21 protein-coding genes and 1 pseudogene are annotated in these 26,165 nt (G+C 60.4%); 4 read left to right on the forward strand and 18 right to left on the reverse strand.

Annotated elements, in window-relative coordinates:
• Window positions 1–100: 100 nt before the first annotated feature.
• Window positions 101–2,239 (reverse strand): ATP-dependent DNA helicase DinG, encoded by a 2,139-nt coding sequence (gene dinG, locus CFN46_RS01680; RefSeq protein WP_088742532.1) that lies wholly within the window; start codon window positions 2,237–2,239, stop codon window positions 101–103.
• Between the two features lie 162 nt (window positions 2,240–2,401).
• Window positions 2,402–3,715, reverse strand: coding sequence for a DEAD/DEAH box helicase (locus tag CFN46_RS01685; protein ID WP_024952567.1), 1,314 nt, complete (start codon window positions 3,713–3,715; stop codon window positions 2,402–2,404).
• Between the two features lie 826 nt (window positions 3,716–4,541).
• Between CFN46_RS01685 and CFN46_RS01690 the strand changes: the two genes are divergently transcribed.
• Both CFN46_RS01690 and xthA read left to right on the forward strand, forming a co-directional pair.
• The gene (locus tag CFN46_RS01690) at window positions 4,542–4,808 is read left to right on the forward strand and encodes a hypothetical protein (RefSeq protein WP_024952566.1); all 267 of its coding nucleotides are present in this window, start codon (window positions 4,542–4,544) and stop codon (window positions 4,806–4,808) included.
• Window positions 4,808–5,623: an exodeoxyribonuclease III gene (gene xthA, locus CFN46_RS01695; RefSeq protein ID WP_088742533.1), complete on the forward strand. Its 816-nt coding sequence runs from the start codon at window positions 4,808–4,810 to the stop codon at window positions 5,621–5,623. Before CFN46_RS01690 ends, xthA begins: the two co-directional genes overlap by 1 nt.
• A gap of 164 nt (window positions 5,624–5,787) precedes the next feature.
• On the opposite strand, the gene CFN46_RS01700 is transcribed toward xthA, so the two are convergent.
• From CFN46_RS01700 to CFN46_RS01735, 8 genes and pseudogenes are all read right to left on the reverse strand, one after another.
• Complete coding sequence (locus CFN46_RS01700) at window positions 5,788–7,038, reverse strand: hypothetical protein (RefSeq protein WP_141103616.1); 1,251 nt, start codon at window positions 7,036–7,038, stop codon at window positions 5,788–5,790.
• 237 nt (window positions 7,039–7,275) lie between these two features.
• The gene (locus CFN46_RS01705; protein WP_088742535.1) at window positions 7,276–8,067 is read right to left on the reverse strand and encodes an energy transducer TonB; all 792 of its coding nucleotides are present in this window, start codon (window positions 8,065–8,067) and stop codon (window positions 7,276–7,278) included.
• Between the two features lies 1 nt (window position 8,068).
• Entirely contained in the window at window positions 8,069–8,467 is a 399-nt protein-coding gene (locus CFN46_RS01710) for a biopolymer transporter ExbD (RefSeq protein WP_024952562.1), read from the reverse strand.
• Window positions 8,468–8,549: 82 nt separating this feature from the next.
• Window positions 8,550–9,110 (reverse strand): annotated as a pseudogene (locus CFN46_RS01715) (MotA/TolQ/ExbB proton channel family protein); the annotation flags it as partial.
• Window positions 9,103–10,560 carry a MotA/TolQ/ExbB proton channel family protein gene (locus CFN46_RS01720; protein WP_088742536.1) on the reverse strand — a complete coding sequence of 486 codons (1,458 nt, stop codon included), beginning with the start codon at window positions 10,558–10,560 and terminating at the stop codon, window positions 9,103–9,105. The pseudogene CFN46_RS01715 and the gene CFN46_RS01720, both read right to left, overlap by 8 nt.
• Window positions 10,560–11,417 carry a DUF3450 domain-containing protein gene (locus tag CFN46_RS01725; protein ID WP_024952560.1) on the reverse strand — a complete coding sequence of 286 codons (858 nt, stop codon included), beginning with the start codon at window positions 11,415–11,417 and terminating at the stop codon, window positions 10,560–10,562. Before CFN46_RS01725 ends, CFN46_RS01720 begins: the two co-directional genes overlap by 1 nt.
• A gap of 320 nt (window positions 11,418–11,737) precedes the next feature.
• Entirely contained in the window at window positions 11,738–12,664 is a 927-nt protein-coding gene (locus CFN46_RS01730; protein ID WP_024952559.1) for an electron transfer flavoprotein subunit alpha/FixB family protein, read from the reverse strand.
• Window positions 12,661–13,413: an electron transfer flavoprotein subunit beta/FixA family protein gene (locus CFN46_RS01735; RefSeq protein ID WP_024952558.1), complete on the reverse strand. Its 753-nt coding sequence runs from the start codon at window positions 13,411–13,413 to the stop codon at window positions 12,661–12,663. Before CFN46_RS01735 ends, CFN46_RS01730 begins: the two co-directional genes overlap by 4 nt.
• Window positions 13,414–14,139: 726 nt before the next feature.
• Here CFN46_RS01735 and CFN46_RS01740 point away from each other — a divergent pair.
• Together CFN46_RS01740 and CFN46_RS01745 are read left to right on the forward strand one after the other, a co-directional pair.
• The gene (locus tag CFN46_RS01740) at window positions 14,140–15,783 is read left to right on the forward strand and encodes an electron transfer flavoprotein-ubiquinone oxidoreductase (RefSeq protein WP_088742537.1); all 1,644 of its coding nucleotides are present in this window, start codon (window positions 14,140–14,142) and stop codon (window positions 15,781–15,783) included.
• 312 nt (window positions 15,784–16,095) lie between these two features.
• Window positions 16,096–17,325 carry a dicarboxylate/amino acid:cation symporter gene (locus CFN46_RS01745; RefSeq protein ID WP_088742538.1) on the forward strand — a complete coding sequence of 410 codons (1,230 nt, stop codon included), beginning with the start codon at window positions 16,096–16,098 and terminating at the stop codon, window positions 17,323–17,325.
• Window positions 17,326–17,409: 84 nt separating this feature from the next.
• On the opposite strand, the gene CFN46_RS01750 is transcribed toward CFN46_RS01745, so the two are convergent.
• From CFN46_RS01750 to mltG, 8 genes are all read right to left on the reverse strand, one after another.
• A complete protein-coding gene (locus tag CFN46_RS01750) occupies window positions 17,410–18,336 on the reverse strand; it encodes a sulfurtransferase (RefSeq protein WP_254918373.1) in 927 nt (308 codons plus the stop codon).
• 92 nt (window positions 18,337–18,428) lie between these two features.
• On the reverse strand, window positions 18,429–20,984 hold the full coding sequence (locus CFN46_RS01755; protein ID WP_254918374.1) for an ATP-dependent helicase: 2,556 nt from the start codon (window positions 20,982–20,984) through the stop codon (window positions 18,429–18,431).
• Between the two features lie 71 nt (window positions 20,985–21,055).
• Entirely contained in the window at window positions 21,056–21,664 is a 609-nt protein-coding gene (locus CFN46_RS01760) for a DUF1285 domain-containing protein (RefSeq protein WP_088742539.1), read from the reverse strand.
• A gap of 44 nt (window positions 21,665–21,708) precedes the next feature.
• The gene (locus tag CFN46_RS01765; RefSeq protein WP_024950594.1) at window positions 21,709–22,542 is read right to left on the reverse strand and encodes a TatD family hydrolase; all 834 of its coding nucleotides are present in this window, start codon (window positions 22,540–22,542) and stop codon (window positions 21,709–21,711) included.
• A 196-nt stretch (window positions 22,543–22,738) separates the two neighbouring features.
• A complete protein-coding gene (locus CFN46_RS01770; protein ID WP_024950595.1) occupies window positions 22,739–23,089 on the reverse strand; it encodes a PilZ domain-containing protein in 351 nt (116 codons plus the stop codon).
• A gap of 202 nt (window positions 23,090–23,291) precedes the next feature.
• Window positions 23,292–24,317, reverse strand: a complete 1,026-nt coding sequence (locus CFN46_RS01775; protein WP_088742540.1) for a DNA polymerase III subunit delta' — start codon at window positions 24,315–24,317, stop codon at window positions 23,292–23,294.
• Window positions 24,314–25,069 (reverse strand): dTMP kinase, encoded by a 756-nt coding sequence (gene tmk / locus CFN46_RS01780; protein WP_088742541.1) that lies wholly within the window; start codon window positions 25,067–25,069, stop codon window positions 24,314–24,316. The genes CFN46_RS01775 and tmk overlap by 4 nt, the downstream gene beginning before the upstream one ends.
• Before the next feature lie 57 nt (window positions 25,070–25,126).
• A complete protein-coding gene (gene mltG / locus CFN46_RS01785) occupies window positions 25,127–26,131 on the reverse strand; it encodes an endolytic transglycosylase MltG (RefSeq protein ID WP_088742542.1) in 1,005 nt (334 codons plus the stop codon).
• Between the last annotated feature and the right edge of the window lie 34 nt (window positions 26,132–26,165).

Below are 26,165 nucleotides of genomic sequence, written 5' to 3' on the forward strand. Positions count from 1 at the left end.
CTGCGCCCTGAGCCTGCTTTCTGTCATCAAAAAGCCCCGCCAACTGGCGGGGCTTTTCTGTGTGCAGCACGACAGCCTGATAACCACTACCCGACACTTCCTAGCCTTGGCGCACGCCATCAATCTCACGCACGAAAGGCGGTAATGCCTCGATCAACTGCCGCCCGTAACGCTTGGTCAGGATGCGGCGATCCAGAATCGTGATACGGCCGACATCAGCCTCCTTGCGAATCAAGCGCCCACATGCCTGCACCAGTTTGATCGATACATCCGGTACCGCAATGTGCATGAAAGGATTGCCACCACGCGACTCGATCCACTCGGCCAGTGTCGCGCCGACGGGGTCATCGGGAACCGCGAAGGGCAACCGCGTAATCACCACATGGGTCAAATACTTCCCCGGCAGATCGATGCCCTCGGCAAAGCTCGCCAACCCGAAGATGATGCTGCCCTGACCGGAATCCACCGCCTTGCGATGCTGGCTGAGCAGCTCATGCTTGGGCAGACGACTCTGCGCCAGCACCCGCTTGCGCGTCTGGGCATCCATTTCCTTGCTGACCGCCGCCAGCTGCTTGCGCGAGCTGAACAACACCAGCACAGCTTCACGCACATCAAGCGCGTTGACAAAGTCGACGATCGCCTTCTCATGCGGACCGGGCGGGCTTGGCTCGACCGCTTCTCGCGGTATCGACAACACCGCCTTGCTGTAATCAAAGGGGCTGGGCAAGCGCTGATAGCGATAGCGATTGGCGAGACCTGCCTGCTCCTGCAAGCGCTCAAAGCGATTGAGTGCCGTCAGCGTCGCCGAGGTCAACACCGCACCGAAACACGCTCCCCACAGGTGACGCGCCAACGTCTCAGCAGCCGACACAGGGCTAGCCGACACCGTCATTTCCGGCTCGCCATTGAAGCGCTCAAATGTCAGCCAACGCGCCTGCGGCGGATTATCCACTGGATCACTGATACCAATCGCCTCCCACAGGGCATGCGCTTCCAGTGCACGCCCATGCAGCAAGGCCACCAGTGGCAACCAGTCCTCGGCGTTTTCTTTCGGCAGCCCCGTCGCCTTCTCGGGATCGAGGCTCTCACGCAGAATATCGGCAATCTGCTCCAGTGCTCGTGACAGCTCGGCAAAGCCCTTGAGCAGGTTATGCCCCACTTCCTTGAGTGCTTCAGGCGCCTGGCCACGCTCGAAACGATGATTGGTTGCATCATCACCTGCGCCATTGGGAAGATCGGCCAACTGATGACCCAGCGCGAATACCTCACCGAGACGCGGCTCGATATCAGCCAGCAGCTCTGGCATGCGTGCCAGCAAGCGACCAATCGTCGGCTGACTCCCCAGCGCAGCATTGAGCTCTGTCAGCGACTTCTTGAGGTTACCCAGCCAGCGCAACGTCTGGTTGATCGGGGTACGGTGATGAAAGTGATTCAGCGCCTTGTCTGGCAGGTGATGCGCTTCATCAAAGACATAGATGCAATCGCTCGGCGACGGCAGTACCAATCCACCACCCAGTGACAGGTCAGCCAGTACCAGATCATGGTTCGCCACGATGACATCCGCCTGCTCCAACTGACGGCGCGCACGGAAGAAGGCACAGGCCGAGAAGTGGCTACAACGACGATTGGTGCACTGACGGTGGTCCGTAGTCAGGCGTGCCCAGTCGCGGTCTTCGACTTCCAGCGGCCAGCTATCGCGATCTCCCGCCCACTCGCCGCTGGCATAATCCTCAGCCATCTTGCCGGCGAGCTCGACAAAGCCCCCGCCATCGCTTGCGATCATTTCGCGCTCGAACAGGGCCATTGTGGGGTTGTCTTCTACCCCCTCCAACACCTGATCCAACTTCTGCACACACAGATAACGACGGCGTCCCTTGGCGAGCGCAAAGTCGAAGCTGAGTCCCGAATGCTTCTTGAGCGACGGCAAGTCCTGATGCATGACCTGCTCTTGCAGCGCGATGGTGGCGGTAGAGATAACCAATCGCTTGCCGCGCGCCTTGGCGACCGGCAGTGCCGAGAGCAGATAGGCCAGTGTCTTGCCAGTACCAGTACCGGCCTCCAACACGCACACGTGCTCATTGCCGAGGCGATAGCCTTCCGCATTCTGCTCGATATTACCCAGCGTACGTGCGATCTCGGCAATCATCAGGCGCTGCCCATAACGCGGCGTCAGCTCAAGTCCTTCAAGCAACTTGCGGTAGGCCGTCTGAATCTCGCCCTTGAGACTGTCTTCCAGCATTGCGTGTCTCTCCTTCACCCCGGCCGCCCCATGATGGGTAACCCCGAGCGCAAGACGGCGGACAGCCAAAGCTGTCCGCCGTCTTGCATTGCCTGGTACTGCCAAGCAGCACCGCTTCATTCACTGTCTACGCTTGCCGTTTACCAAACCTGCCACACAGTTTCAAACCTGAAGCAGACCTTGCGGCGGTGCCTTACGCGGCAATGTTTCCTGAATGTACGCTTCGATTTCCGGCAGGGAGAAGACATCTTCCTCACCGATGAAGTTGATCAGGGTGACATCGCTACCGCTGGCACGGTGCACATAGTCTTCCGGCACTTCCGGCAGCGTGAAGTTGACGACGTGAGTCGCATCTTCGAGCGGCAGACCACGTCCCGCGACATCACTGACCACCAGCACCTGAAGCTTGCCATTACGGAAGGCATCCTGAGCTTCCAGACGAGCCGCCTGAGTCTCGGCGCCGGACATCAGACCGACCTCGATACCGGCCTCACGCAGACCCGCATCAATACGACGCACCAGCTCTCGCGTGTTACCGAAGACAACCACACGTTCCATTTCGGTCTGTTTGACGAGATTGATCAACAGCCGAAGCTTGTCTTCATCACTGACGCTGTAAGCGTGCACGGTGTCGCTGTCGCCCGCGGCAATGGTGGAAGCAGCTTCGTGCTCAACCTCGACCTGAGCAGCCTTGTGCGTCCACTGCTCCGCCAGTCCCAGTACGTCGGATGATAGCTCAGCGGAGAACAACAATGTCTGCCGCTCTTCCGGCTTCGGCGTCGCGCGGATGATCCGCTTGACGTCAGGGATGAAGCCCATCGACAACATGCGGTCCGCTTCGTCCAGTATCAGCACTTCGGTCTCGGAGAGATCGACATCGCGCTTGGTGTGGAAGTCGAGCAGACGGCCTGGCGTTGCGACCAACAGGTCAACCTTGCGTTCGAGGCGCTCGCGCTGCTTCTGGTAGTCCATGCCACCGACGACACAGGCCACGGAGATACGTGCAAATTCGGAGAACGCCTTGGCGTCCTTCTCGATCTGCAACGCCAGCTCACGCGTCGGCGCGATGATCACGGCACGCGGAGCACCCGGCTTCTGGCCTTCTGGCGCCTTTTCCTCAAGGAAATAGGCCAGTGTGGCGATCAAGAAGGCGGCCGTCTTGCCGCTACCTGTCTGAGCGCGGCCGACGACATCACCGCCCAACAGCGCCTTTTCGAAGGTCTGCGCTTGAATCGAAGTGCAATATTCAAAGCCGGCTTTCTGGATCGCACGCATCAACGGCAACGGCAGATCGAAATCGTGGAAGCGCCACTGGTCAGCCACTGGGGCTACCTGGAACTGGTCGAGATTCCACTTGGACTGGGAGCGACGCGGCTTGCGACGACGACGCTTGGGCTTTCTTGGCTTCTGGTTCGGGTCCTGCGGCTCTGGCTGAGTTTGCTCAGCGGCTGGCTGGGTCTGATCCGTCTCGCTCATGTAATCCGTTCTTTTCAAGGGTTCGTATGCGACATGCTCGGGCCGCTCTCGGAATCCCGCTATAACAGGCCACACCCGACTGGTTCGTCATGCCGATGCGTCATAAAGGCTCTTCATGAACCGGTATCACGACCTGCATGCGCCTTTGCCGAGCTGGGAGCCATCACGTCTATCTCTGCGGGCACCGCCTGACGCGGGCATCTCCGAGACCACGCAGGCCTCAGGTGCAGAAATATACGGATGCTCTCACCTGTCTTGCACGGATTCACGCATCCGGAATTCTCCTGCTCGAGTATTCGACAGGAGTCCGAAGCGGACGTCAGCCACGAGGGCCTGATCACGCACCCCCCGGACATGTCATCGCCGGGGAGCGCTGCCAAGCAGGCTCGTGGGTCGCCACAAGGGCGGCCAATACTGCGTGTCGGTGGAATGGTCTTCTTCACGGGCAACCGGCAATGCTGTGCAACGGCACATCACGCTAGGGCGGCCTGATAGTACGGTGCAGGGAACGACTGCGACGGTGGCGCGTCCTGAGGAAAGACCCCGGATCCTGCTGCCAGTCGCGAGCGTCGCCCACGGGTAACAACGGTAACGCCGTCACATTGTACCAGCAGAATACGCTCTCCGCGCCCCATGCATCTCGAGCGGTGACACGTCAGTCATGCAACCCCGCCTGCCAGGGCTGCGAATAGGCATCAGGCTCTCATGGCATGCGCCCCATGCAGGCTGATAGAATGCTCGTCAACTGATGCGGTTGCCCGCGTGCCGCGGCCTTGCCGTGCGACTCAAGGCTGGCGACTGCCGACACCGAACAGGACAGCAGCAGATGACACGCAGAAAGAAGACACGTTCCATCGCCGACAAGGTGCAGATTCGCACCGGCCGTCGCAAGGATTTCAAGAAGTGGCGCGCCGAGAATCCGGACCAGGTACATTCTGGCCCGCGTTACGTTTCCAAGAAGAAGGAGCAGCGCAAGACTCAGGCTGCTGCCAAGCTGGAACGCATGAAGGCCGCTCCGTTGCTACCGCTACACCCTGGCGCTCCCGCAGCAGAGGACAGCAGTTCGAAAGATGATGGCGGAGGCGAGCAGTAATGCGCCTGATCTCCTTCAACATCAATGGCATTCGCGCACGTCCGCATCAGCTTGAAGCGCTGATCGAGACGCATGAGCCCGAGGTCATTGGCCTGCAGGAAACCAAGGTACAAGATAGCGAATTTCCACATGCGCACATTGAGGCGCTAGGCTATCACGTTGTCTGGCACGGCCAGAAAGGCCACTACGGTGTTGCCATGCTGACACGTCAGGTGCCAAAGAAAGTACATTACGGCATGCCTGATGACGCAGACGACGCTCAGAAACGCATGGTCGGCGTCGAGATAGACGGCCCGGATGGCAAGCCATTGATCGTCTATAACGGCTACTTCCCCCAAGGTGAGAATATCGAGCACCCGGTGAAGTTTCCCTACAAGGCGCACTTCTATCAGCAGCTGTTCCGCCTGCTGGAAGAAGACCACACCCCAGACCAACACGTGGTGGTGATGGGCGATTACAACATCTCGGCCAGCGACCGTGATATTGGCATCGGCGAACCCAATCGCAAGCGCTGGCTGCGCGATGGAAAGACCAGCTTCCAGCCTATCGAGCGTGAGTGGATGGATCGCCTCTATGCCTGGGGGCTGACCGACAGCTTCCGTCATGTGCACCCGGAGGTCGACGACCAGTTCAGCTGGTTCGACTATCGCTCCCGCGCCTTCGAGCGGGAGCCGAAGCGCGGCCTGCGCATCGACCTGATCATGACCAGCCCGGGCCTGACCCCGCTGATCAAGAATTCCGGTGTCGACTACGCCTTGCGTAGTATGGAAAAACCATCAGATCACGCACCGGTATGGACAGATATCGGCGCCTGAGCTTCTGGTGCCAGGCACTAGCAAACTGTCATCAGCCGAGCAATGGCCTAAACGACAATGCCGCCTTCCCCCGTCAACTGACGATAAGGGAAAGCGGCATTGTCGTTTCTGCTATTTGTCACTACATCACATGCGGCAATACTTGCCGAGGTCATTGTTGAAACTTAACGCTGTGCAACAGACTTCAGCCAGGCGTCAGCCCCCTCGGCCCCACGCTCTTGCGCCTTCTTGAAGGCATCGCGTGCCGGATCGAACTGCTCAAGCTGATTGGCGACGATACCTGACAGCAGCCAATGGCGGGCCGAATCATCGCCACGCTCACCGGCGCTGGCCAGCGCCTCGCTTGCGACATCCCAACGGCCCCAGTCATACGCCAGTTCAGCGCGTTGACGCGCATCTTCAAGTGCCCCGCTCTGTTCAGACACCGTGGCCCAGGCCGCCAGAGAGTGATCGGTATCGCGAGCGGCCGTCCAGGCCTGCGCCAACTGCCGACGCAGCGCCGGCGTGTCATCCAGTAGCGGCCGACCCGCATGGCCGGCCGCCTTGGCAAGCCCGGCCTCAATCAACTCTGCTGCACGCGCTGGCGCACCAGCAGCCAACTGCAGGTCAATCCGCTGCTGATAAGCCTCGCGCCCCCTGGCAACACCAGCTGCCCATGCGGCCTCCCAGGTACTGGCGGCGCGCGTGTGTTGACTGAGTCGTTGATACAGCGCTACTGCATGCTGCCAATCCTCGAGATTCTGCGAGCCAGCCTGACCTTTCTCAGTCAGCGTCTGCTCAACGAGAGCGACCGCCGCGGCATGTCGCCCTGTCTGCTGATAGATACTCACTGCCAGCTTCACTCGATCGCCTGACGGCGCACTCGCCTTGCTGGCGCGTTCTAGCCAGTCCTCAGCGCGCGCCCACTGACCACGATTCGCCTCAAGACTCACGGCCAGCCACAGATCATCAGCACTGGCCGAGCCGCCGTGAAGGTATTCCGCCAGACGCGCCGTACCACTTTCCTGTTCACCGGCACGCAGACGCAGCATCGCCTCACGGCGCAACCACTCCCGGGCCTGCTTGGCATCAACACCCGGCAAGCGGCGTGCTTCGCCGTAAAGACGTGCCGCCTGTGCTTGGTCACCTTGTCGCGCTCGCGCGCTGGCGGCCAAGGACAGATACAGGGCGCGCACCTCACCACGCTGACGTTTCGCCTCACGTTCGGCACGCTCACTGACCTCATCGTAATCGCCTTCGTCCAACCGCGACTGCAAGGTACGCAACTGTCCGGCGACCTCAGCAGAGACTCGCATGGCCGCACTGGCCGTCGTCACGCCGCTGACTTCCATCACCAGCATCAAGCAGGTGGAGACCAGCGTCAGACGCATCAGGCGTCGCCCGCCGCGCCGAACACGCACCAGTAACCGGTTCATGACATTTCCCGCGACAGGCTGCGACAGCTCATCCGTGAATGGCTCCACGAGTGAGGATTCAGTCGATGATGACCCCGCACGTGACGTGCGCTTTCGTCCTCGTTCTTGCTTCGACATCATGCAGATATCCTTTGCTTTCTGCGTCTCAGGCTTCATGCCTGCCTTGTCATGTTCTACACCACATCCTGTCAAGGCGACATGAACAAGAGACACCACTGATGGTTCGCATGGGTTGCATCAACGCAACTGGAACTCAAGCCGTTGTCGTGCCTGACGAGCAGAACCCGAGGTCGGGAACTCCCAGCGCGCAATGGCCTTGAGCGCTGCGCGATCAAAGGTACCCGAAGGCTCAGCCCGCACGACCTTGAGAGAGTTGCCATCGACATGTCCATCAGGACGAATCACGAAGGCGACTTCCACGAAGCCTTCGATTCCGCGTCGACGTGCGCGACTCGGATATTCCGGTGCCGTGCGCACTGTCGGGCGCGGTGAACCACCCTGCGCCGCCGGTGCCGCCTTGGAAGGCTTGGCTGCGGACTGCGACGACTTGGCAGAAGACGAGTTGGCGCTTGAGGACGACGCGCTCGAAGACTTTACCACCGCTTTGGGCTCTGATTTCGCCTTGGGCGCCGGCTTGGGTGTCGGCTTTGGCTTGGGTTTGGGCTCTGGCGGGCGCTCGACGTCCAGCGGCGGCAGGCTGTCATCCAGTGTCAGCTCTGGCGTCGGGGGAAGCGGTGTCTTGACGTCAGGAATCGCAATCGGGCTCTGCGCCGTCGGGGCGGGCATCGGAGCAGCCTTCGGCGGCGGAGGCGGGGGTGACGGCGGTGTCGGTAACGCCTCACTGGCGCTGGCATCCGTCGTCGGCGCCTCCTCAGGTGCCTCAACCGTCGAGACTGACAACGGCTCCGGCGGCGGCGCGTCATTGACCGGCGGCGCCACCAGCAGTGCCAGTGCATAGAACAGCGCCAGTGCCAGCACGGCACCACCGATCAAGCCCACCAGACGATTGGCATACAGGCGTCGCGTCATCTCATTCGCCTTTTGATGCGGCAACCGCAATGTCCTGGACGCCGGCGCTACGCAGGGCATCCATGGTCTCGATCAAAAGCCCGGTGCGCGAGCGGCTATCGGCCTGAATCACGACAGGCTGACCATCAGCGAGGTCTGCGACTGCATCCCCCACGCGATGTGCATCGACAGGCGTGCCATCGACCCAGACAGCGCCTTCAGCAGTGATGGCGACCATGACGGCAGCATCCGGCCGTGCTGTGGCATGTGATGCTTCAGGGCGCTGTATCTCGACTCCGGATTCCTTGACGAAACTGGTCGTGACGATAAAGAAGATCAACATGATGAACACGACATCCAGCATCGGCGTCAGGTTGATCTCGCCGCTGTCTTCGGCAGTATCCATGCGACGTCTACGCATGTGGGGGCTCGCTTGTATCAGAGGAAACGGAGCCAGCCGCGCGATGGGCAGCAGGCTGGGGCTCACGAGTGGGAGATTCGCCAGAACGGGCATCATCAACAGCACGCGCAAGGCGGTCGTGCAGACGTTGGTCTTCGCGACGCACGACACGCTCGAAGCGCGTCACGAACAACAACCCGACGACAGCCACCGCCATGCCTGCGAGCGTGGGGAGTGTCGCGCGGGCCACACCGTCGGCCATGGCACGAGCCTGACCAGTACCGGCGATCGCCAGCGAATCAAATACATGAATCATGCCGGTCACGGTGCCCAGCAAACCGGCCAGCGGGCAGATCATCACCAGCAGCTTGAGCCACGGCAGCGGGGCCCGCAGTCGTGACAACAGCGCGCGTGTCAGCACCTCACGATGCGTGAGTGCCGACCAGCTGTGATGCTCCGTGCGGGCGACCCAGTCATGAATCAGCTGCTGGCGCGCCGGACGATGCACCAGCTGCCAATACAGACCGCGCTCCAACGCCAGCCCGAACAACAGCATGGCAATCAGGCAGATGACCACGATCAGCGGCCCACCGCTGTCCACTAGCCGCATGATCGGCGACAGCACACCCGCCAGCAACGATGGCGATGCCAGCAAATCAGGCATGCTCGGCAGCTCGCTTGTGCACACTGCCAGTGGATTCGACAGTCACACTCGGTGCACGGCGCTCCAGGTGATCTGCAAGCTTCGCACTGGTGCGACCTTCCAGACGCCCCATCATGCCTTTTGACAGGCTTGAGAGCCCTGTCTGGGCAAACAGCAACGGCACGGCCGTCACCAGACCCAGCACGGTCGTCACCAACGCTTGGGAGATACCGCCCGCCATCAGCTTCGGATCACCTGTACCGAATACGGTAATCGACTGGAAGGTGCCGATCATGCCGGTCACGGTGCCCAGCAGACCAAGCAACGGAGCGATGGCCGCCAGCAGCTTGACCAATGCCTGGCCTCGCTCAAGCTTCGGCTGTTCCGCCAGTAGCGCCTCATCGAGACGCGCTTCGAGTGCTTCCGGCTCGTGATCGTGGCGCATGCCTTCGAATCGCTGCAGCACACGCCCCAGCGGGTTATCGTCGCGCAAGATGGCAAGATTGGCCTCCTGACGCTTGACGGCACGGCGTGTGAGCGCAAGACGTATCAGCTGAATCAGCGCGATGATCAACCCCAGCACGCCAAGCCCGACGATGACATAACCGACTGCCCCGCCCTGCTTGAGACGCTCAACCAAACCCGGCGCACGTGCCAATGCCTGGGTGACATCACCGCCGGTCGGATCAAAGCTCAGTCGATCACTGTCACCTGCGTTGAAGGCGGCCAGTTGATCACGCACCATCGACGGCGTCTTGGCTGTCAGCCCAAGTCCCTTGAGTGCGCTCTCGACATCTACCGCCTTGTCTTCAGATAACGGTGCCAGCAGATGATCACCGCTAAAGGCCATCTGCTCACCGACACGCACGATCTCGCGCGGTTTGATGCTGCCATCGGTGCCCGCCAACGCTGCATTGAAGCGCAGCGCACGGCCACTTTCACGTGCGATGCTGCTCATGTCGGCCGTCAGCGCAGCCAAGCGCTCGCGCCCCGGCACTTCATCACGCGGGCCAAGGTCCGGCAGCTGAGCTTGCCCACCGACCAGCAACCAGTTACCCGCCAGCGCTTCACGTGTTTCGCGGGCGTGTTTGCGCGCAATCTTGAAGACCTGGCCGAGATCGCCCTGTTTCGCTTCACGCTCGCGATCCAATGTCTTGAGCACTGCCTGCTGCTGCGTAGCGTCGGCCTCCAACTGCTGGCGCGCCTCACGCAGCGTGTCACGTTGTGCTTCTGCTTTAGTCACCGCTGCTTTCAGCGCTGCGCTGTCTTCCAACAGCGTCCCAAGACGTTGCTGGTCGCGTCCTTCCGCCTGACCCGCCGCCTGCTCGAACTGCTCTACGCTCAAAGGCTGATCAGTAGTGCCTGTCACGGCATAAGCCGGCAGCGCCGTCATGGATAACGCGCCCAGTAGGCCAGCTGCCAGTAGCAGTCGCTGCAAGGGGGCCAATGTTGCCTTTGCTGTCGTCAACATCAGCTGGACTCCTGCTCGGAACGGGGGGAAGCGGTAACAGCTGATGAAGTATTGCCAGCTTGTTCGAGCTCAACACTCTCTACCGGTACAGACAGCGGCAGTGTGACCAGATTCGGGGCCTGCTGATCGCGCGCCATGCTGATACCCAAGCGCAATTCCGCCAGTGCCGAGTCGTCCAGCACCTGCCAACTACCCGTCGCAGTCTTCCAGGCGCCACCGTGCTGGCCATCCATCGCCAGATAATAAAGCCCGACCCGACCGACACGCAGGTATTGCACCTCGGTATCCTCAGCGCCGATCAAGCCATCCCGCCAGGTATCCAGCCCTTGGCCATAGCTCAGCTCGAGCTTCCAGGCATTGAGCAGCTGATCGAGACGCTCATCGTTGCTCAGGCTGGCGTTGGAGAGGTTATCGCGCAGCCGCTCAACACGCGCCAGGCGCTCCTCCTTGAGAAATGGCAGGTCCTGCTCGATGAAGGCTTGCAGCTCGTCGACCTGCTGCCGTAGCAAGCCCGGTAGTGCTTCACGCGTGGCATCAAGATTGGTCAAGGCCGTGCGCTGGCGCTCGATACGCGCTGCACGATCAGCGTTCAGCGGCTTGACCTCAGCGGTATAGCTTTCAAGACGCGAGGCTTCCTGCTGCGCTTCACGCAGCCGCACCAGCAGCGCACGGGTCTCGTCGTCGGCAGCATCGATACGTGACTGGAGTTCGTCCTGGGTCTGCTGATGCTGGGCTGCACTACTGCGCAGGTCATCGGCATGGGCGGCAGGTGCCAGAGGCACCATCAGCACCAGCGCTGGCAACAGGCGCGCCAACGCATGTGCCGGGCGGGGAAGAAGGGAACGCGAAAGCCGCACGGACATCTCCTGAAAAACAAGACAAGTAAGCACCCTCGGGAATCGAGAAAACCACTCTCGGCCAGCCCTCCATCAAGCAGAGTGGCGGATCAGGAGTGGTGCGACTCCCGAGTAGGAATGCAAATCACTATCACGGACGGTATTACAAACAAGAACAATTATCAATTGATCGATCTCTGATTCACATCATCCTGAGCGCCTTGCGAGCAAAAAAAACGCGACCCGCCAAAGCGGGTCGCGTTGTTGATTCATCAGGTACCTGTCGAGCACTCATCATGCATCAGCGTTCGAATCTCAGCCCTCGACATCAGCCGCTGACATTACAGCTTGGCTTCAAGCTGTGGCAGTACCTCGAAGAGATCACCGACCAGGCCGTAATCCGCCACCTGGAAGATCGGTGCATCTTCGTCCTTGTTGATCGCCACGATGACCTTGGAGTCCTTCATGCCTGCCAGATGCTGGATCGCCCCGGAGATGCCGACGGCAATGTAGAGGTCCGGCGCGACGATCTTGCCCGTCTGACCCACCTGCATATCGTTGGGTACGAAGCCGGCATCGACCGCAGCACGTGAAGCACCAATCGCGGCGCCCAGCTTGTCAGCGATTCCATCCAACAGCGCGAAGTTCTCACCGTTACCCATGCCACGACCGCCGGAGATGACGACCTTGGCGGCGCCCAGCTCAGGACGTTCGCTTTCGGCCAGAGTCTCGTTGACGAAGCTGGAGACACCGGCATTTTCGACAACATCAACCGCTTCAATGGCGGCCTGCCCGTCACGTGCGACCGGATCGAAACCTGTCGCGCGCACAGTGATGACCTTGAGCACATCATCACTCTTGACGGTCGCGATGGCGTTGCCGGCGTAGATCGGGCGACGGAAGGTGTCCGCGCTCTCTACCGCGATGATCTCGGAAATCTGCGCCACGTCCTTCAGGGCAGCGACGCGCGGCATGAAGTTCTTGGCAGTGGTGGAGGCGCCCGACAGCACATGACTGTAGTCACCGACCAGTGCCACGACCAACGCCGAGATATTCTCGGCCAGCTGGTGGGCGTAAACGGCATTGTCGGCCACACGCACACGCGTGACGCCGGCCAGCGTCGCCGCCTGTTCAGCAACACCAGCAACGCCCTCACCCGCGACCAGCACATCAATGTCACCGCCGATGGCCGTTGCCGCCGCGACCACATTGGCAGTGGTGCCGGTCAGCTGACCATCGTGATGATCGGCAATGACGAGAATGCTCATGAGATCACCTTTGCTTCGTTCTTGAGTTTATCTACCAGCTCATCGACGGAGCCGACCTTGATGCCGCCCTGACGCTCAGCCGGCGGTGCCACCTTGACCAGCGTGACCTTGGACGCCGTGGAGACACCCAGCTCTTCCGGTGTCTTGACGTCCAGCGGCTTCTTCTTGGCCTTCATGATGTCTGGAAGCTTGGCGTAACGCGGCTCGTTGAGGCGCAAGTCAGTGGTGACCACTGCCGGCAGGCTCAGCTTGACGGTTTGCAGACCGCCATCGATCTCACGCGTGACATTGACGCTTTCACCATCCACCACGACTTCGGAGGCGAAGGTTCCCTGCCCCATGCCGGTCAACGCTGCGAGCATCTGCCCAGTCTGATTATTGTCGGCATCGATGGACTGCTTGCCGAGAATCACCAACCCGGGCTGCTCTTCCTCAACGACCTTGGCCAACAGCTTGGCAACCGCCAGAGAATCGACGGGATCATCTGTCAGTACCTGAATGGCACGATCAGCCCCCAGTGCCAGCGCGGTACGCAGCTGCTCCTGAGAGGCCTTCGGACCAATGCTGACGGCAATGACTTCCGTCGCCACGCCTTTTTCCTTCAAGCGAACCGCTTCTTCCACTGCAATTTCGCAGAAGGGGTTCATGGCCATCTTGACGTTAGTCAGGTCGACGTCAGACTGATCTGCCTTGACGCGAATCTTGACGTTGTAATCGATGACGCGTTTCACCGCGACGAGTACTTTCATGGTGTCCTCGCTGATCTCTCATGGGGCGAAGCCTGCATCGTGGCTAGCATCACCCGATTCATGCAAGCGTTTGATAGGTGAATATCATCCAAAATAGGTCGTGCTGACAAGCGCGTGTTGTGACGCTTCATCTTCACGACCCAGATACTCGCTGACCGTTGCTTGCCAGTCATTGACAACCGGCTCTATTTTGCCAGCAAATCGTCATTCTCATGGGGGCATATTGCGCAGAATTGCCCGCTGGGGTCAAACCCAGCAGCCTCCCGAACGCCCTTGACACCTGAAACTTACCAGCTTGACTCTTGCAACGCTGACGTGATTATCACGAAGCTCTCACACGCCTCTGCTGCCGACATCACTTGCCTGTCCCACCTATCAAAAACGGTTACCATTGCGCGATGAGTCTTTATCAATGCAAAAGACTCAGCCGGCGGAGCATTACCTCAGACCCAAGCATAATAAACAAACGGTCGTTTTAAATGCTACTGTTGCGGCATGCTATGCGGTTGCATCGCGTATAGCAGCGTCTACCGGCCTGATGACATCATGGGTCTTTGCCGATCGCACCGCTGCTGCGCCTCTTATTTTCTCTGTCGAGCCTGCGCCCCTGACTAGACGCGGCACGATGGATATCAACAGCCCAACGACCGGCAAAGACCGGACGTGACACGCCCGCCCCGCCAGATCCGCGGGGCCTTCGCGGCGTCAAGACTGAGGAGACGGGTCATGGAACGCGAATTCATGGATTTCGACGTGGTCATTGTCGGTGCAGGCCCCTCGGGCCTGGCAGCAGCCTGCCGACTGATGCAACAAGCCAACGAAGCCGAGCATGAAATGACGGTCTGCGTAGTCGAGAAAGGCTCCGAAATCGGTGCACATATCCTCTCTGGCGCGGTAATGGAGCCGCGCGCATTGACGGAGCTATTCCCTGACTGGGCTGAGCGTGGTGCACCCCTCCATACCGCCGTTACCCGTGATGAAGTCGTGCTGCTCAAAGATGACCAGAAAGCACAGGTCATTCCCAATGCGCTGGTGCCCAAGACCATGCACAACGATGGCAACTACATCATCAGTGCTGGCAACCTGACCCGCTGGCTGGGTGAGCAGGCCGAGGAGCTGGGCGTCGAGATTTTCCCGGGCTTCGCCGCCCAGGAAGTGCTGCATGGCGAAGATGGCACGGTGCGCGGCATCGTGGTCGGTGACATGGGCGTAGCCGCCGATGGCAGCGAGAAGGATGGCCATATGCCGGGCATGGAGCTACGCGGCAAGTACACCCTGTTCGCGGAGGGCTGCCGTGGCCATCTAGGCAAGCAACTGATCTCGCGCTTCTCACTGGATAGCGACGCGGATGCCCAGCATTACGGCATCGGTCTGAAAGAATTGTGGGACGTACCCGCTGAGCTGCACCAGCCGGGCCTGGTAGTGCATGGCAGTGGCTGGCCGCTGAAAGGTAACGCCGAGGGCGGCTTCTTCCTCTACCATACTGACAATCAGCAAGTGGTCGTCGGACTGATTGTTGATCTCGCCTACGACAATCCGTGGCTATCACCCTTCGATGAATTCCAGCGCATGAAGCAGCATCCGACGCTGGCCAAGCATCTGACGGGCGGCAAGCGTGTCTCTTACGGGGCTCGCGCCATTGCCAAGGGCGGCCTCAACTGCCTGCCCAAGATGAGCTTCCCGGGCGGCCTGCTGATCGGTTGTGATGCCGGCACCTTGAACTTCGCCAAGATCAAGGGCCTGCACACCGCGATGAAGTCCGGCATGCTGGCAGCGGAAAGCGTGTTCGCGGCCATCAAGGGTGGCGATGAAGGCGGTGAAGACCTCGTCGACTTCGGCAAGCGCTTCAAGGACAGCTGGGCCTATGAGGAACTGGAAGCCTCACGCAGTTTTGGCCCCGCGATGCACAAGTACGGCACCCTCCTCGGCGGTGCCTACAACTTCCTCGATCAACTCAGTGGCGGCCGTCTGCCGACGCTGCATGACACCACGCCTGACTATGCGCGCATGCGACCGGCGGATGAGTGCACGAAGATCGAGTACCCCAAGCCGGATGGCAAGCTGTCGTTTGACAAGTTGTCTTCAGTGTTCCTCTCCAACACCAATCACGAGGAAGACCAGCCGTGTCACCTGCGCCTGGCCGACCCGGCGCTGCCGGTGCGAGACAACCTGCCGCGCTTCGCCGAGCCCGCCCAGCGCTACTGCCCGGCCGGTGTCTACGAGATCATCGAGGAAGCCGGTGAGCCGCAGTTCCAGATCAACTTCCAAAACTGCGTGCACTGCAAGACCTGTGACATCAAGGACCCGGCACAAAACATCACCTGGGTCGCTCCCGAGGGTGGCGGCGGACCAAACTATCCGAACATGTGAGGCCACGGCGCACCTGCTGCCATGATCTGATCCAGTGGCCTGCATGAGAGGCCAGCCGCTGAGATCATTGCCCGTATAAACAACGCCGCCACGCTAATCGCGTGGCGGCGTTGTCGTCTCTATCAGTATGCCAGTCGACGGACCAGACTTATGCTGACCGCTAGCAGGCAGCTTCTCGATATATTCTAAAAAGATCTTACATGCATCATTGATATAACCGTCACTCGGTAGCACATTAGCGCTCCCTGTCGAATAACGTTTGATCGCGCTGACACGACTTTCTCTACTTCATCGACTGCCATCGGAGCACTCATGTCCGTCACTCGCCAGATTCTGCTTGCCCTGGTACTGGGTATCGTCAGTGGCCTTGCCCTGAATACCGGTGCCAACGCCCTGCCTGAAGGCAGTGTGGCGTGGCTGGACACCAATGTGCTGACACCGGTCGGGCAGATATTCCTGCGTCTACTGCAATTTGTGGTGGTGCCGATGGTCTTCGGCGCATTGATCATGAGCTTGACCAACCGCGAGGGTGGCGTTGATGTTGGCCGCCGAGCGGGCCGTCTGCTAGGCAGCTACGTGGTGACAAGCGCCGTGGCACTGACATTGGGCATGCTGGTGGCTTACTGGCTTAGCCCGGGTAGCGGCGCCGAGAGTCTGGTAAATCAAGCCCCTGAAGGACGCAATGCCGATAGCCTCAGCCAGTGGCTGGTAGGTCTGGTGCCCAATAATCCGTTCACTGCGCTTGGCGGAGGCGGGTTATTGCAGGTCATCTTTGCCGCGGCCCTGATCGGGCTAGCCATGCGCGCCTTGCCTGAAGAAAGCGCCCCGCTGCACCGCGTGATCGAAAGCGGCTACACCATCAGCCTCAAGGTGCTGTCCTTCGTACTCAAGCTGGCACCACTGGGGGTCTTCGCGCTGATCACCTCCGTCATCGCCACCCAGGGGCTTGACCTGCTGGAGCGACTGGGCATGTACGTAATTGGGCTGATCATCGCGCTGGCCTTGATGGCGCTGCTCTATCTGGTATTGCTGACCATCAGCGGCGCACGACCCATTGCCTTCATCAAACATTTCGGCCAGAGCCTGGGCTTTGCCTTCGGGACTGCCAGTTCCGGCGCGACCCTGCCACTCGCACTAGGCAATGCCCGCAGCTACGGCATGGATGAGTCGCTGGCGAGCTTCGCCCTGCCCTTTGGCACCGCGCTCAAGCGTGACGGCGCCGCCGTACTACAGGGCTTCAATGCGTTATTCGTGGCTCAGCTCTTTGGCATCGATGTCACCACCTCGTTGGTGATCACCGTCTTCACTACCGGACTATTGGTCAGTTTCTCCACCGCAGGGGTGCCAGGTGCCGGACTCGTCGCAATGACGACTGTGTTGGGCGCAGCCGGCTTGCCGCTGGAAGGCGTCGCTGTCGTTGCCGGTGTGGACCGCTTCACCGATGGATTACGCACGGCGCTCAACGTGATGGGCAACTGCGCCAATGCCGCGCTACTGGAACGCTTTGATTCACGCGCCCGCAAACAGACAAGCCCTGAATAAGCCTTGTAATTCAGCTGTGCAGCCAAACAAGAACGCCCGTCAGAAAAGACTCTGGCGGGCGTTCTTGTGTTCGTGTTTTCGACCTTACTCGCCGGTAGCGACAGGTCGCTTGGGGTCACTGATCCAGTCACTCCATGACCCTGCGTAAAGCCGCGGCAGGGGTAGGCCGGCAATCGCAAAGGCGAGGATGTTCTGACAGGCACTGATGCCAGAACCGCAGTAGGCAACGACGTCACTCTCATCGGGCAGCGTCTTGCGCAGCTCACGTACCAGGCTCATACGATCCTTGAAGCGGCCGTTGGCCTCGAGGTTGCTGGTGGTCGGACGGCACAGTGCCCCGGGAATATGACCCGCCACCCGATCAACCGGCTCTTGCTCGCCACGAAAACGCGCTTCACCGCGGGCATCCAGCAGCACCGCCTGACCGGCCGCCACCTCTTCGGCAGTGACCAGCAGGCTGTCATCGAAGTTCGGCTGCCAGTCACTGGTATCAAGTGACACCGGCGCTGACGGTGCAGGCTTGAGTTCACCACCCACAGCCTGCCAAGCCTGAATTCCACCGTCGAGCACACGCACATCCGGATGACCGGCCCAGGCCAGCATCCACCACAGCCGCGCAGCAGCCATCTGACCTCCCATGTCGTCATAGACCACCACCTGATGCTCAGGCGTGATACCCAGGCGACGGAACAGTCCAGCGACAACGTCGTAGGATGGCAACGGGTGTCGACCTCCGACACCATCTTCACGCACAGAGGCCGAGAGATCGCGGTCCATATCAACATGCACGGCACCAGGCAGATGCCCTTGACGCCACATCCGCTCACCAGCGTCACCATCATCGAGACGCGCACGGCAATCCAGTACCACGGGAGACGTCAGACCGGCCATCGCCAACTGGGTCACCAGCTGCCCCGCATCAAGCAACGGTGCCTGACGCTGGCCTGGCGTCAGTAGCGAAGTGGCAGACGAGGCCGCCGCGAGGGCAGCAGGATCAGGATAATGCGCCATGAGAACTCCTTGTCTGACGTGATGATGATATGACGAATGAAAAGTGCCGGTTTTCCATCAAAGTATCGATAAATACCGGCCGTCATTGACCGTTACAGCAGTTTCAGCGGTGCACGCGTGGCGATCAGACGGCGCTTGTTGCCATCGGCAAAGCGCACTTCAATCAATGGGTTGGTTTCATTGCCGGAGACTTCCTCGATGACGCCTTCACCGAAGGCATCATGATGGAGGCGCTGACCAATCTCCCAACCACCCACCCGGCGCAGTACCACAGGCTCGGCACGTGAAGAGGCCTTGCGCGAATGTGTCCCTCCTGAGCGTGGCGCACTTGCCTGAGTCTTCCGCGTTGATGTAGCTGATGCCTTGGCCGCAGGTGTCGCCTCAAGCGTGGGCGGAGTAATCCCGTGGCGCGCCAGCGGCAAACGCGCCAGATAGGCTTGCCCCAGCCCCGGCGATGCAACACGCAGTGCTGGTTCAGCGACTTGCGCAGATGCCGCTGTATCATCCTGCGTGTTCGCAGCGGTCTTTGCGCGCTGGCCAGCACTGTGAACCCAGTCACCCAATCGCGTGCAGTCATCCACACAGAGCTCGGCCAGGAAGCGGCTGGGCGGATGCGTACCGCCATCGCGCCATAGATGTAGTTGTTCACGGGCACGCGTCACGCCGACATAGCACAGCCGTCGCTCTTCCTCGAGGCGCTCACTACTCAGCGGGTTGTCGCGCGAATAGGCCGGAAAGTCTTCTTCGTTCATGCCCCATAGGCCAACAAAGGGCCATTCAAGCCCTTTGGCGCCATGCACCGTAGTAATCAACACACCATCGGCAGCATCCTCGACGGGATTTCTGAGTAGCATGATGAAGGCTTCTGGATCATTGGCCAATTCACCTGCCTGCTCGATCAGTACATCCAGCAGCCGTACATCTTCTTCACCTTTGTCGCGTCGCGCCGCGGCACGACGCAGAATCTTGTCGGCCTCCAGTTCATCGACCACGTGACGCAACAAGCGCGCCGGTGCCCAGTCGCGCAGACTCGGCAAGTCGCACAGCAACTGCCAGCGCTTCCTGAGCGTTCGACGCTGCAGCGGCTTGAGGCCTTCGAGTATCGGGTCTTCCTTGCTCGGCCAATGCCGACTTTCCGCCAGCTGCTGACACAGGCGCTCAAGACGTTCGCGCGCGACAAAGGCGGTGGGCTGGGTAAACAGCAACGTCAGGTGCACGGGATCTGTCAGCAGTGAGGCATCACGTGACAATTCAAGATAGCCTGCCAACGCCTGCACCAGTGGCAAGCGAAATACGAAGCGATCACTGCGCCCGAGACGAAAGGGAATTCCCGCCTTGAGCAACTGCAGCTGTACCGGTACCGACAATGCCCAACTGCGAACAAGCACGGCGGCTTCAGCGCCACTGCGCCCCGACGCCCGCCAGGCTGTCAGCGCCGCAACCAGACTAGCAGCACCCTGCCCCTCGGCCAGACGCGTACCCGGCGTACCGGGCGCGGCAAGGCATAGCTGATCGGGGCGGCGCGCATTGGCAGCGATAGCATGATTGGCCGCCAGCGCTAGGCGATGGCCGTGACGGAAGGTATAGCTGAGCGGAAAGTCCATCGGTTCAGGAAAGCTCTCGGCAAAGCGCGTCAACATGTAATCAGGCCGTGCGCCCCTCCACTCATAGATGCACTGATTGGCATCTCCCACCGCCATGACTTCTGCAATGGCAGAGGCGTCTGACGGTGCACCCGCAGCGACGTCCTCAGCCGAAGGCGCGCCTGCCAACAATGACAACATGCGCTGCTGTGCTTCGTTGATGTCCTGATACTCATCAATGATGACGTGCTGGAGATGCCCTTGGATCCGCGCACGTGTCTCGGGCTCTCGCTCCAGCTGACGCAGCGGCCGATACAGAAGATCGGCGTAGGTCATCTGGCGATATTGCTCGAGCAACTGCTCCAACTGCACGAAGGATTCCACGAAGTGACCAGTATGCTCCCCCAGATTCATGCGCTCGTAGAGTAGCGCCGGCTCACACATTTCTGCCTTGACCAGGTCACAGAACTGAGCAAGCGCCTCAAGACGCTCACCATCAAGTGCGGCTTCACGCTCACTGCGATCTGCATCGCCCAGCGCGCGCTGGGCCGCCTGCTTGAGCAATCGCTCCAGCGCCCAGTCCTGCTGAATCAACTCGCGCGGCTCAAGACTGCCCCAGCGCACCAACGTGGTCGTCAGGCGATGGCCGATGGAATGGAAGGTGCGAATGTCGGGCAAGCGCGTACCGGGTGGGGCTGAATGTGCCAACTTGACAACGAAATCCTCGCGCGCCGAGCGGTTGAACATCAGCACCAGAATGCGCTGCGGCGCGATGCCTTCAGCCAACAGACCAAGCACCCGCGCGACCATTGTCGTCGTCTTGCCAGAGCCGGCAACTGCCGCTACCCGCGCATGGCGACCACGATGCTCGACCACCGCACGTTGTTGGCTCGTCAGTCGTCGTGAGAGAGTAGCGAGCGCCGCCTCAAGCGGTGTTGGTTCACTCTCCGCGACAGCGGCGTCCGGCATGTCAGAGGTAGCGTCCGACTCCAACATTTCAGCAGTCGTGTCGTTGAGCGAGGAGACGTGCCGTTCAGATTCAAGAGGGGGAAATGACTGAGACATGAGAACCTGTGTGGGAAACATCGGTAACAGCGTACAGAGGACGAGTACGATTTCAGCGATCTGGCGTCACGTCAGCCATCGGCTTCAGCAGCAGACAGGTGCCCAAGGCACTGCCAGCGCCCACCACTCATGAAGCCTAGCGCCTGACCACCCTCGTCTAGCTCACGGATATCAGCCGTTTCCAGCAGGCGATAATAGAGATTGCGATGCAGCCTCGCCGCCAGTCCGAAGCGGACCACCACTTCGGGCAGCCACTCGCCCTCTGGCGTCTCGCTGAGTTCAAGACAGGTCTCGCCTTCAAGGCGCACGATATCGCCTTGATCGGTCGTCAGCTGCCATACCGCTTGGTGATCACCTGAGACGACACTAGAAGGACTTGTCTCTGCAACGAGCGCGCAATCTACTGCCAAAAAGGGGCGGTCTTCGACCTGGATAGTCATCTTCTCTACCGGTGTGACCAAGCAATAGCTGCCATCGGCTTCACGCCGGAGCACCCGTGAGAGCAGATGCACCAGTCGCGCCCGCCCGATGGGAGCGCCCTCATGCAACCAGCGGCCATCGCGGCAGATGACAAGATCCATCTCACCACAATGCTCGGGATGCCACTGGTCGACTGGCGGCAGCGATTGGCTACCCTCGGCCTGCTTGCCCAGTTGCGTCAAGATGGCGGCTGGATTCATGGTGCACCTCCCGTTAAAGGAAGCTTTCCCCGCACAAGGAAGCTTCAGTTATTGAGCATGCCACTGCTGGTCAGTGCTTCGCGCACGCCTTCTGGTGCCTCAGGTGCGGCGGTACGGAACAGCCGATAGAAGTTGGCCGTGGTCTGCATGGCCAGCTCATCGACGGTGATACCACGCTCGGCTGCGATGCATTCCGCGACCTCGACCACATTACCCGGCACGTTGGAGGTACCACGATACGGCACTGGGGCCAGATAGGGGCTGTCAGTCTCGATCAGCAGGCGATCCAGCGGGATGGCGCGAGCCAGCTCACGGACATGCTCAGCATTGCGGAAGGTAACGATACCGGAGATGGACACCATGAAGCCGTGACCTACCGCGACACGAGCCATATCAAGGTCTTCAGTGAAGCAGTGCAGCACACCACCGACGGCCGGATCGGTATGCTTCTGAATCAGCGCCAAGGTGTCTTCTCGTGCTTCACGCGTGTGAATGATGACCGGTAGTTCAAGCTCACGCGCAGCGATCAAGTGACGCGTGAAGCGTTCGTACTGCACCTCACGGCTGACACTCTCATAATGATAATCGAGGCCCGTCTCACCGATGGCCACCGCGCCATAGCGCTCAGCACACTTCTTGATATCGTCGACCGTTGGTTCCGGATCTACCTGATGCAGCGGATGCACGCCGGCGGAGATCACCACGTCGTCGTGCTCCTGCTCGATGGCGGAGAGTTCCGGCACATCATCCAGCGTCACTGCGATGGCGAGAAACTGGTGCACGTGACGGGCACGCGCCGCGTCCAGCACGCCGGACAGAGTGCCGCCGTGTTCTTCGAGCTTCAGGCGATCAAGGTGACAATGCGAATCGACAAACATCCAGAACTCTCACTTGCTGATGGGCGCAACGTGAATCGCCGCGAAAAACGGAGACGACCGGCACGGCGCTACTGCGCGGCCGGTCGACATGTATTCAGGCAGGCCGAAGCCTGCTCACTTCTTACCAGCTACTTTTACCAGATACTTTCGCCATACCCTGTCGTCAGAGCTTCTCACCAAGGCTCCTCGCTAGTGACTATAGCGTGTAGGTGGCGTGACCCTTGCCCAGCATACCGGCCAGATGATTCTCGATATGGTCGCGTACCTGGCGATCTTCCTCACTGAAATGAATCCCGATGCCAGGTGTGCGACGGCCACCGACACCCTGAGGTGAGATCCAGACCACACGACCAGTGACGGGAATCCGCTCGGACTCTTCCGGCAGAGTCAGCAGCAGATAAACCTCCTGCCCCATGGTGTAGCGCTCAGTGGTCGGTACGAAGATGCCGCCCCGCACTAGCGTCGACATGTAGGCTGCCAGCAGGGTCTTCTGATCACGAATGGTCAGCGACAGCGCCTTCTGGCCTTGCTGTGGAGCGGTGTGCATCCTTCACCTCCGGCCGGTCACTGCCGGCGCATCCAGTCTCGATACCAAGCGCCGTGTCAACGGACCTCATGCCTCCGACGGGCACAGCGCGGATTGAATCCTTTGCTACTGCATACTGCTGAATAGTCTAGCGCGACTGGCCACACTCGGCCTGTCGGCAGCTCAGTCGCCTTACCTGGCTTCTGACGCACGCTACGCCATATCAGGAGCGTAGCAAGGCTGACCAGCGCACCAACCAGGCTTCCAGCACCAGCTGGGGATTGGGATTGCCTCCGGCGGCCAACAACCGTCGTTGCTCACGCGCGAAGTCCAGCAGCTTGAACCAGTCCTGGGTACGGCCATTTTTGACCGCCTGACGCAGTAACGGCTCCAAGCTTGGATCACGCAGATGCCCTGCATTGCCGGACAACCCCATGCGAATCAAATCCTCCAGCCATGCGATACCGTACCACAGCACCTGCGCCAACGGTTGTCGCTCCAACCGCCATGCTTCAGCGACCGGTTCACCGCCGCGCACCAGGGCATCGAAAAGCTCTCGCAACGCCTGACGCAGCTGACGCTGCTCCGATACGCCAAGACGTACCGCCAACTGAGGTAATCCACCGGCCATGCGTAGCAAGGCTTGGGCATCATCCCCCAACTGCTCCTGAAGCCACGGCAGACTTTCATGGCTCTGCGGAATGACCAATGGCCATTGCTGACAACGCGAGCGGACCGTCGGCAGTACGCGTGATGGCATATCACTGAGCAGGATGAACAGAGTTTTGGCACCCGGTTCCTCGAGGCTCTTGAGCAGCGCATTCGCCGACGCAATGTTCATCGACTCTGCCGGCTGCAGACGGATGACGCGATAGCCGCCCTGCTGCGCGGTCTGTGAGACGAAGCGGTTGACCTCGCGAATCGGATCGATGCGGATCATCTTGCCGACATCCTGTGGTGCGATCGCCATCAGGTCAGGGTGATGGCCCGCCGCCAGCATATGACAACCATGACATTCTCCGCAGGCAGCAACGCCGGACTTGCCCAGTGCCGTGCGACACAGCACGCGTGCGATCATGGCATCTGCCAACTCGTGCTTGCCAAGGCCTGCTGGCCCGCTCAGCATCACTGCATGTGGCAAGCGACCGCTATCATGCACCTGCGTGAAGTGTTGCCACAGTGAATGCTGCCACGGGAGTGGCGAGAAGCTCGAGAGAGTGACACCACCGCTGGCATCTGATGCACTCATGCCTTGTCTCCTGCGGACGTGGCAGCCTGCCAATCTGCGACACGCGTGGCGAGTGCCGCGGCAATATCAGCCTGCACTGCCATCAGTGACTGATCGGCATTGATGGTAGCAAAACGCTCAGGGTCTGCATCGCGGCGCTGATGATAGCCAATACGCACGGCCTCGAAGAACTGCTCGGCCTCCTGCTCGATACGATCGGCCCCTTCACCTGTCTCAGCACGCCGCGCGGCAAGTCGCCCACGCGCTGCCTCGACAGGCATGTCCAGCAACAGGGTAAGGTCCGGCTGCAACCCCTTCTGCACCAGTGTCTCAAGCGCGGCAATATCCGCCTGTGGAAGCCCACGACCGCCACCCTGATAAGCAAAGGTGGCGTCAGTGAAACGATCACACACTACCCAGGCACCACGCGCCAAGGCAGGACGAATGGTCGCCGCCAGATGCTGAGCACGGGCAGCAAACATCAACAACAGCTCGGCGTCATCGCATAGCGACTCAGCGGGCGCGGGGTCCAGCAGCAGCTGGCGAATGGCCTCCGCGCGCTCACTACCGCCCGGTTCACGCGTGCGCACCACCTCGATACCACATGCTTCCAGCTCGGCGACCACGAAGGCGACATTGGTGCTCTTGCCGACACCCTCACCGCCTTCCAAAGTGATGAAACGCCCCGACTGGCAGGTATCAACGGCCGTCTGACCGCCGGAAGGTGTCGAGCAGGAAGGCGTCGTGCGTGAAGACAGCGGGCGTGAAGACATGGTGTTTCCTGATCCTGACAGCGGTTGAATCGTGGTGATACTGATGCACGGCATCGCTCAGTCGCGATTGAGAATATAGCGGCGTACGGCGTTGTTGTGTTCGCGCAGCGTACGCGAGAACTGATGACGCCCTTCACCCTTGGCAACAAAGTAATAGGTATCGCCCGGCTTGGGGTGCACAGCAGCTTCAAGCGCAGCGCGCCCCGGCATGGCGATCGGCGTTGGCGGCAAGCCGGTGATCACATAGGTGTTCCAGGGGGTCGGCTTGCGCAGATCCGCACGCGACAACGAGCCATCATAGTCATCTCCCAAGCCATAGATGACCGTCGGGTCTGTCTGCAGACGCATGCCACGCTCAAGACGACGCTTGAAGACGCCAGCAATCTCGCCGCGCTCTTCGGGAGCACCAGTCTCACGTTCGATCAGCGAGGCCAGAATCAGTGCTTCGTAGGCACTTGAAATCGGCAGACCCTGATCGCGATTCGCCCACACTTCTTCAAGCGTGATCGCCATGCGCTTGTGGGCGCGCTTGAACAACGAGATATCGCTCACGCCCTTATGATAGCGATAGGTGTCCGGGAAGAAGCGACCCTCCGGCTTTTCATCACCCGCCCCGATCGCCGTCATCAGATCAGCAGTGCTCATTTCTTGCGTGGCGTGCTCAAGCTTGGGGGCAACATTGATAGCGGTGCGCAGTTGGGCAAAGGTCCAGCCTTCCGGCACGGTCAGGGTGTAACTGACCACCTCATCACTGGACAGCAGCGCCACCAGCTCACGGCCATTCAGGCCCGGTGTCAGGCGGAATTCACCTGCACGCAGGCCGTTGACGGCCGTCGGCTCGAGCCGTGCCCACACCTTGTACGGCCAGCTAGCCTCGATGATGCCTTCAGCTTCCAGATCACTCACGACCTTCGTGAGGCTAGCGCCACGGGGTACCTCAAAGATCTGCTCCTTTTCGATAGCTAGCGGCGACAGTAACTGCGCCTGCCAATAGCGAAAGCCCACAACGCCAGCAGCGACTGCCACCACTACCAACATCAACAGCACCTTGAACACACGCATAGTCAGTTATCCATTCTTCGTATCAGAGAAGGCG

Origin of the sequence: Cobetia sp. QF-1, assembly GCF_002213105.1 — a bacterium.
Classification (GTDB): Bacteria; Pseudomonadota; Gammaproteobacteria; order Pseudomonadales; family Halomonadaceae; genus Cobetia; species Cobetia crustatorum.

Bases quoted from the DNA above. Each gene is read 5' to 3' on its own strand.
- dinG (WP_088742532.1), bottom strand. From the start codon at position 2,239: ATGCTGGAAGACAGTCTCAAGGGCGAGATTCAGACGGCCTACCGCAAG.
- CFN46_RS01685 (WP_024952567.1), bottom strand. From the start codon at position 3,715: ATGAGCGAGACGGATCAGACCCAGCCAGCCGCTGAGCAAACTCAGCCA.
- CFN46_RS01690 (WP_024952566.1), top strand. From the start codon at position 4,542: ATGACACGCAGAAAGAAGACACGTTCCATCGCCGACAAGGTGCAGATT.
- xthA (WP_088742533.1), top strand. From the start codon at position 4,808: ATGCGCCTGATCTCCTTCAACATCAATGGCATTCGCGCACGTCCGCAT.
- CFN46_RS01700 (WP_141103616.1), bottom strand. From the start codon at position 7,038: ATGAACCGGTTACTGGTGCGTGTTCGGCGCGGCGGGCGACGCCTGATG.
- CFN46_RS01705 (WP_088742535.1), bottom strand. From the start codon at position 8,067: ATGACGCGACGCCTGTATGCCAATCGTCTGGTGGGCTTGATCGGTGGT.
- CFN46_RS01710 (WP_024952562.1), bottom strand. From the start codon at position 8,467: ATGCGTAGACGTCGCATGGATACTGCCGAAGACAGCGGCGAGATCAAC.
- CFN46_RS01720 (WP_088742536.1), bottom strand. From the start codon at position 10,560: ATGTTGACGACAGCAAAGGCAACATTGGCCCCCTTGCAGCGACTGCTA.
- CFN46_RS01730 (WP_024952559.1), bottom strand. From the start codon at position 12,664: ATGAGCATTCTCGTCATTGCCGATCATCACGATGGTCAGCTGACCGGC.
- CFN46_RS01735 (WP_024952558.1), bottom strand. From the start codon at position 13,413: ATGAAAGTACTCGTCGCGGTGAAACGCGTCATCGATTACAACGTCAAG.
- CFN46_RS01740 (WP_088742537.1), top strand. From the start codon at position 14,140: ATGGAACGCGAATTCATGGATTTCGACGTGGTCATTGTCGGTGCAGGC.
- CFN46_RS01745 (WP_088742538.1), top strand. From the start codon at position 16,096: ATGTCCGTCACTCGCCAGATTCTGCTTGCCCTGGTACTGGGTATCGTC.
- CFN46_RS01750 (WP_254918373.1), bottom strand. From the start codon at position 18,336: ATGGCGCATTATCCTGATCCTGCTGCCCTCGCGGCGGCCTCGTCTGCC.
- CFN46_RS01755 (WP_254918374.1), bottom strand. From the start codon at position 20,984: ATGTCTCAGTCATTTCCCCCTCTTGAATCTGAACGGCACGTCTCCTCG.
- CFN46_RS01760 (WP_088742539.1), bottom strand. From the start codon at position 21,664: ATGAATCCAGCCGCCATCTTGACGCAACTGGGCAAGCAGGCCGAGGGT.
- CFN46_RS01765 (WP_024950594.1), bottom strand. From the start codon at position 22,542: ATGTTTGTCGATTCGCATTGTCACCTTGATCGCCTGAAGCTCGAAGAA.
- CFN46_RS01770 (WP_024950595.1), bottom strand. From the start codon at position 23,089: ATGCACACCGCTCCACAGCAAGGCCAGAAGGCGCTGTCGCTGACCATT.
- CFN46_RS01775 (WP_088742540.1), bottom strand. From the start codon at position 24,317: ATGAGTGCATCAGATGCCAGCGGTGGTGTCACTCTCTCGAGCTTCTCG.
- tmk (WP_088742541.1), bottom strand. From the start codon at position 25,069: ATGTCTTCACGCCCGCTGTCTTCACGCACGACGCCTTCCTGCTCGACA.
- mltG (WP_088742542.1), bottom strand. From the start codon at position 26,131: ATGCGTGTGTTCAAGGTGCTGTTGATGTTGGTAGTGGTGGCAGTCGCT.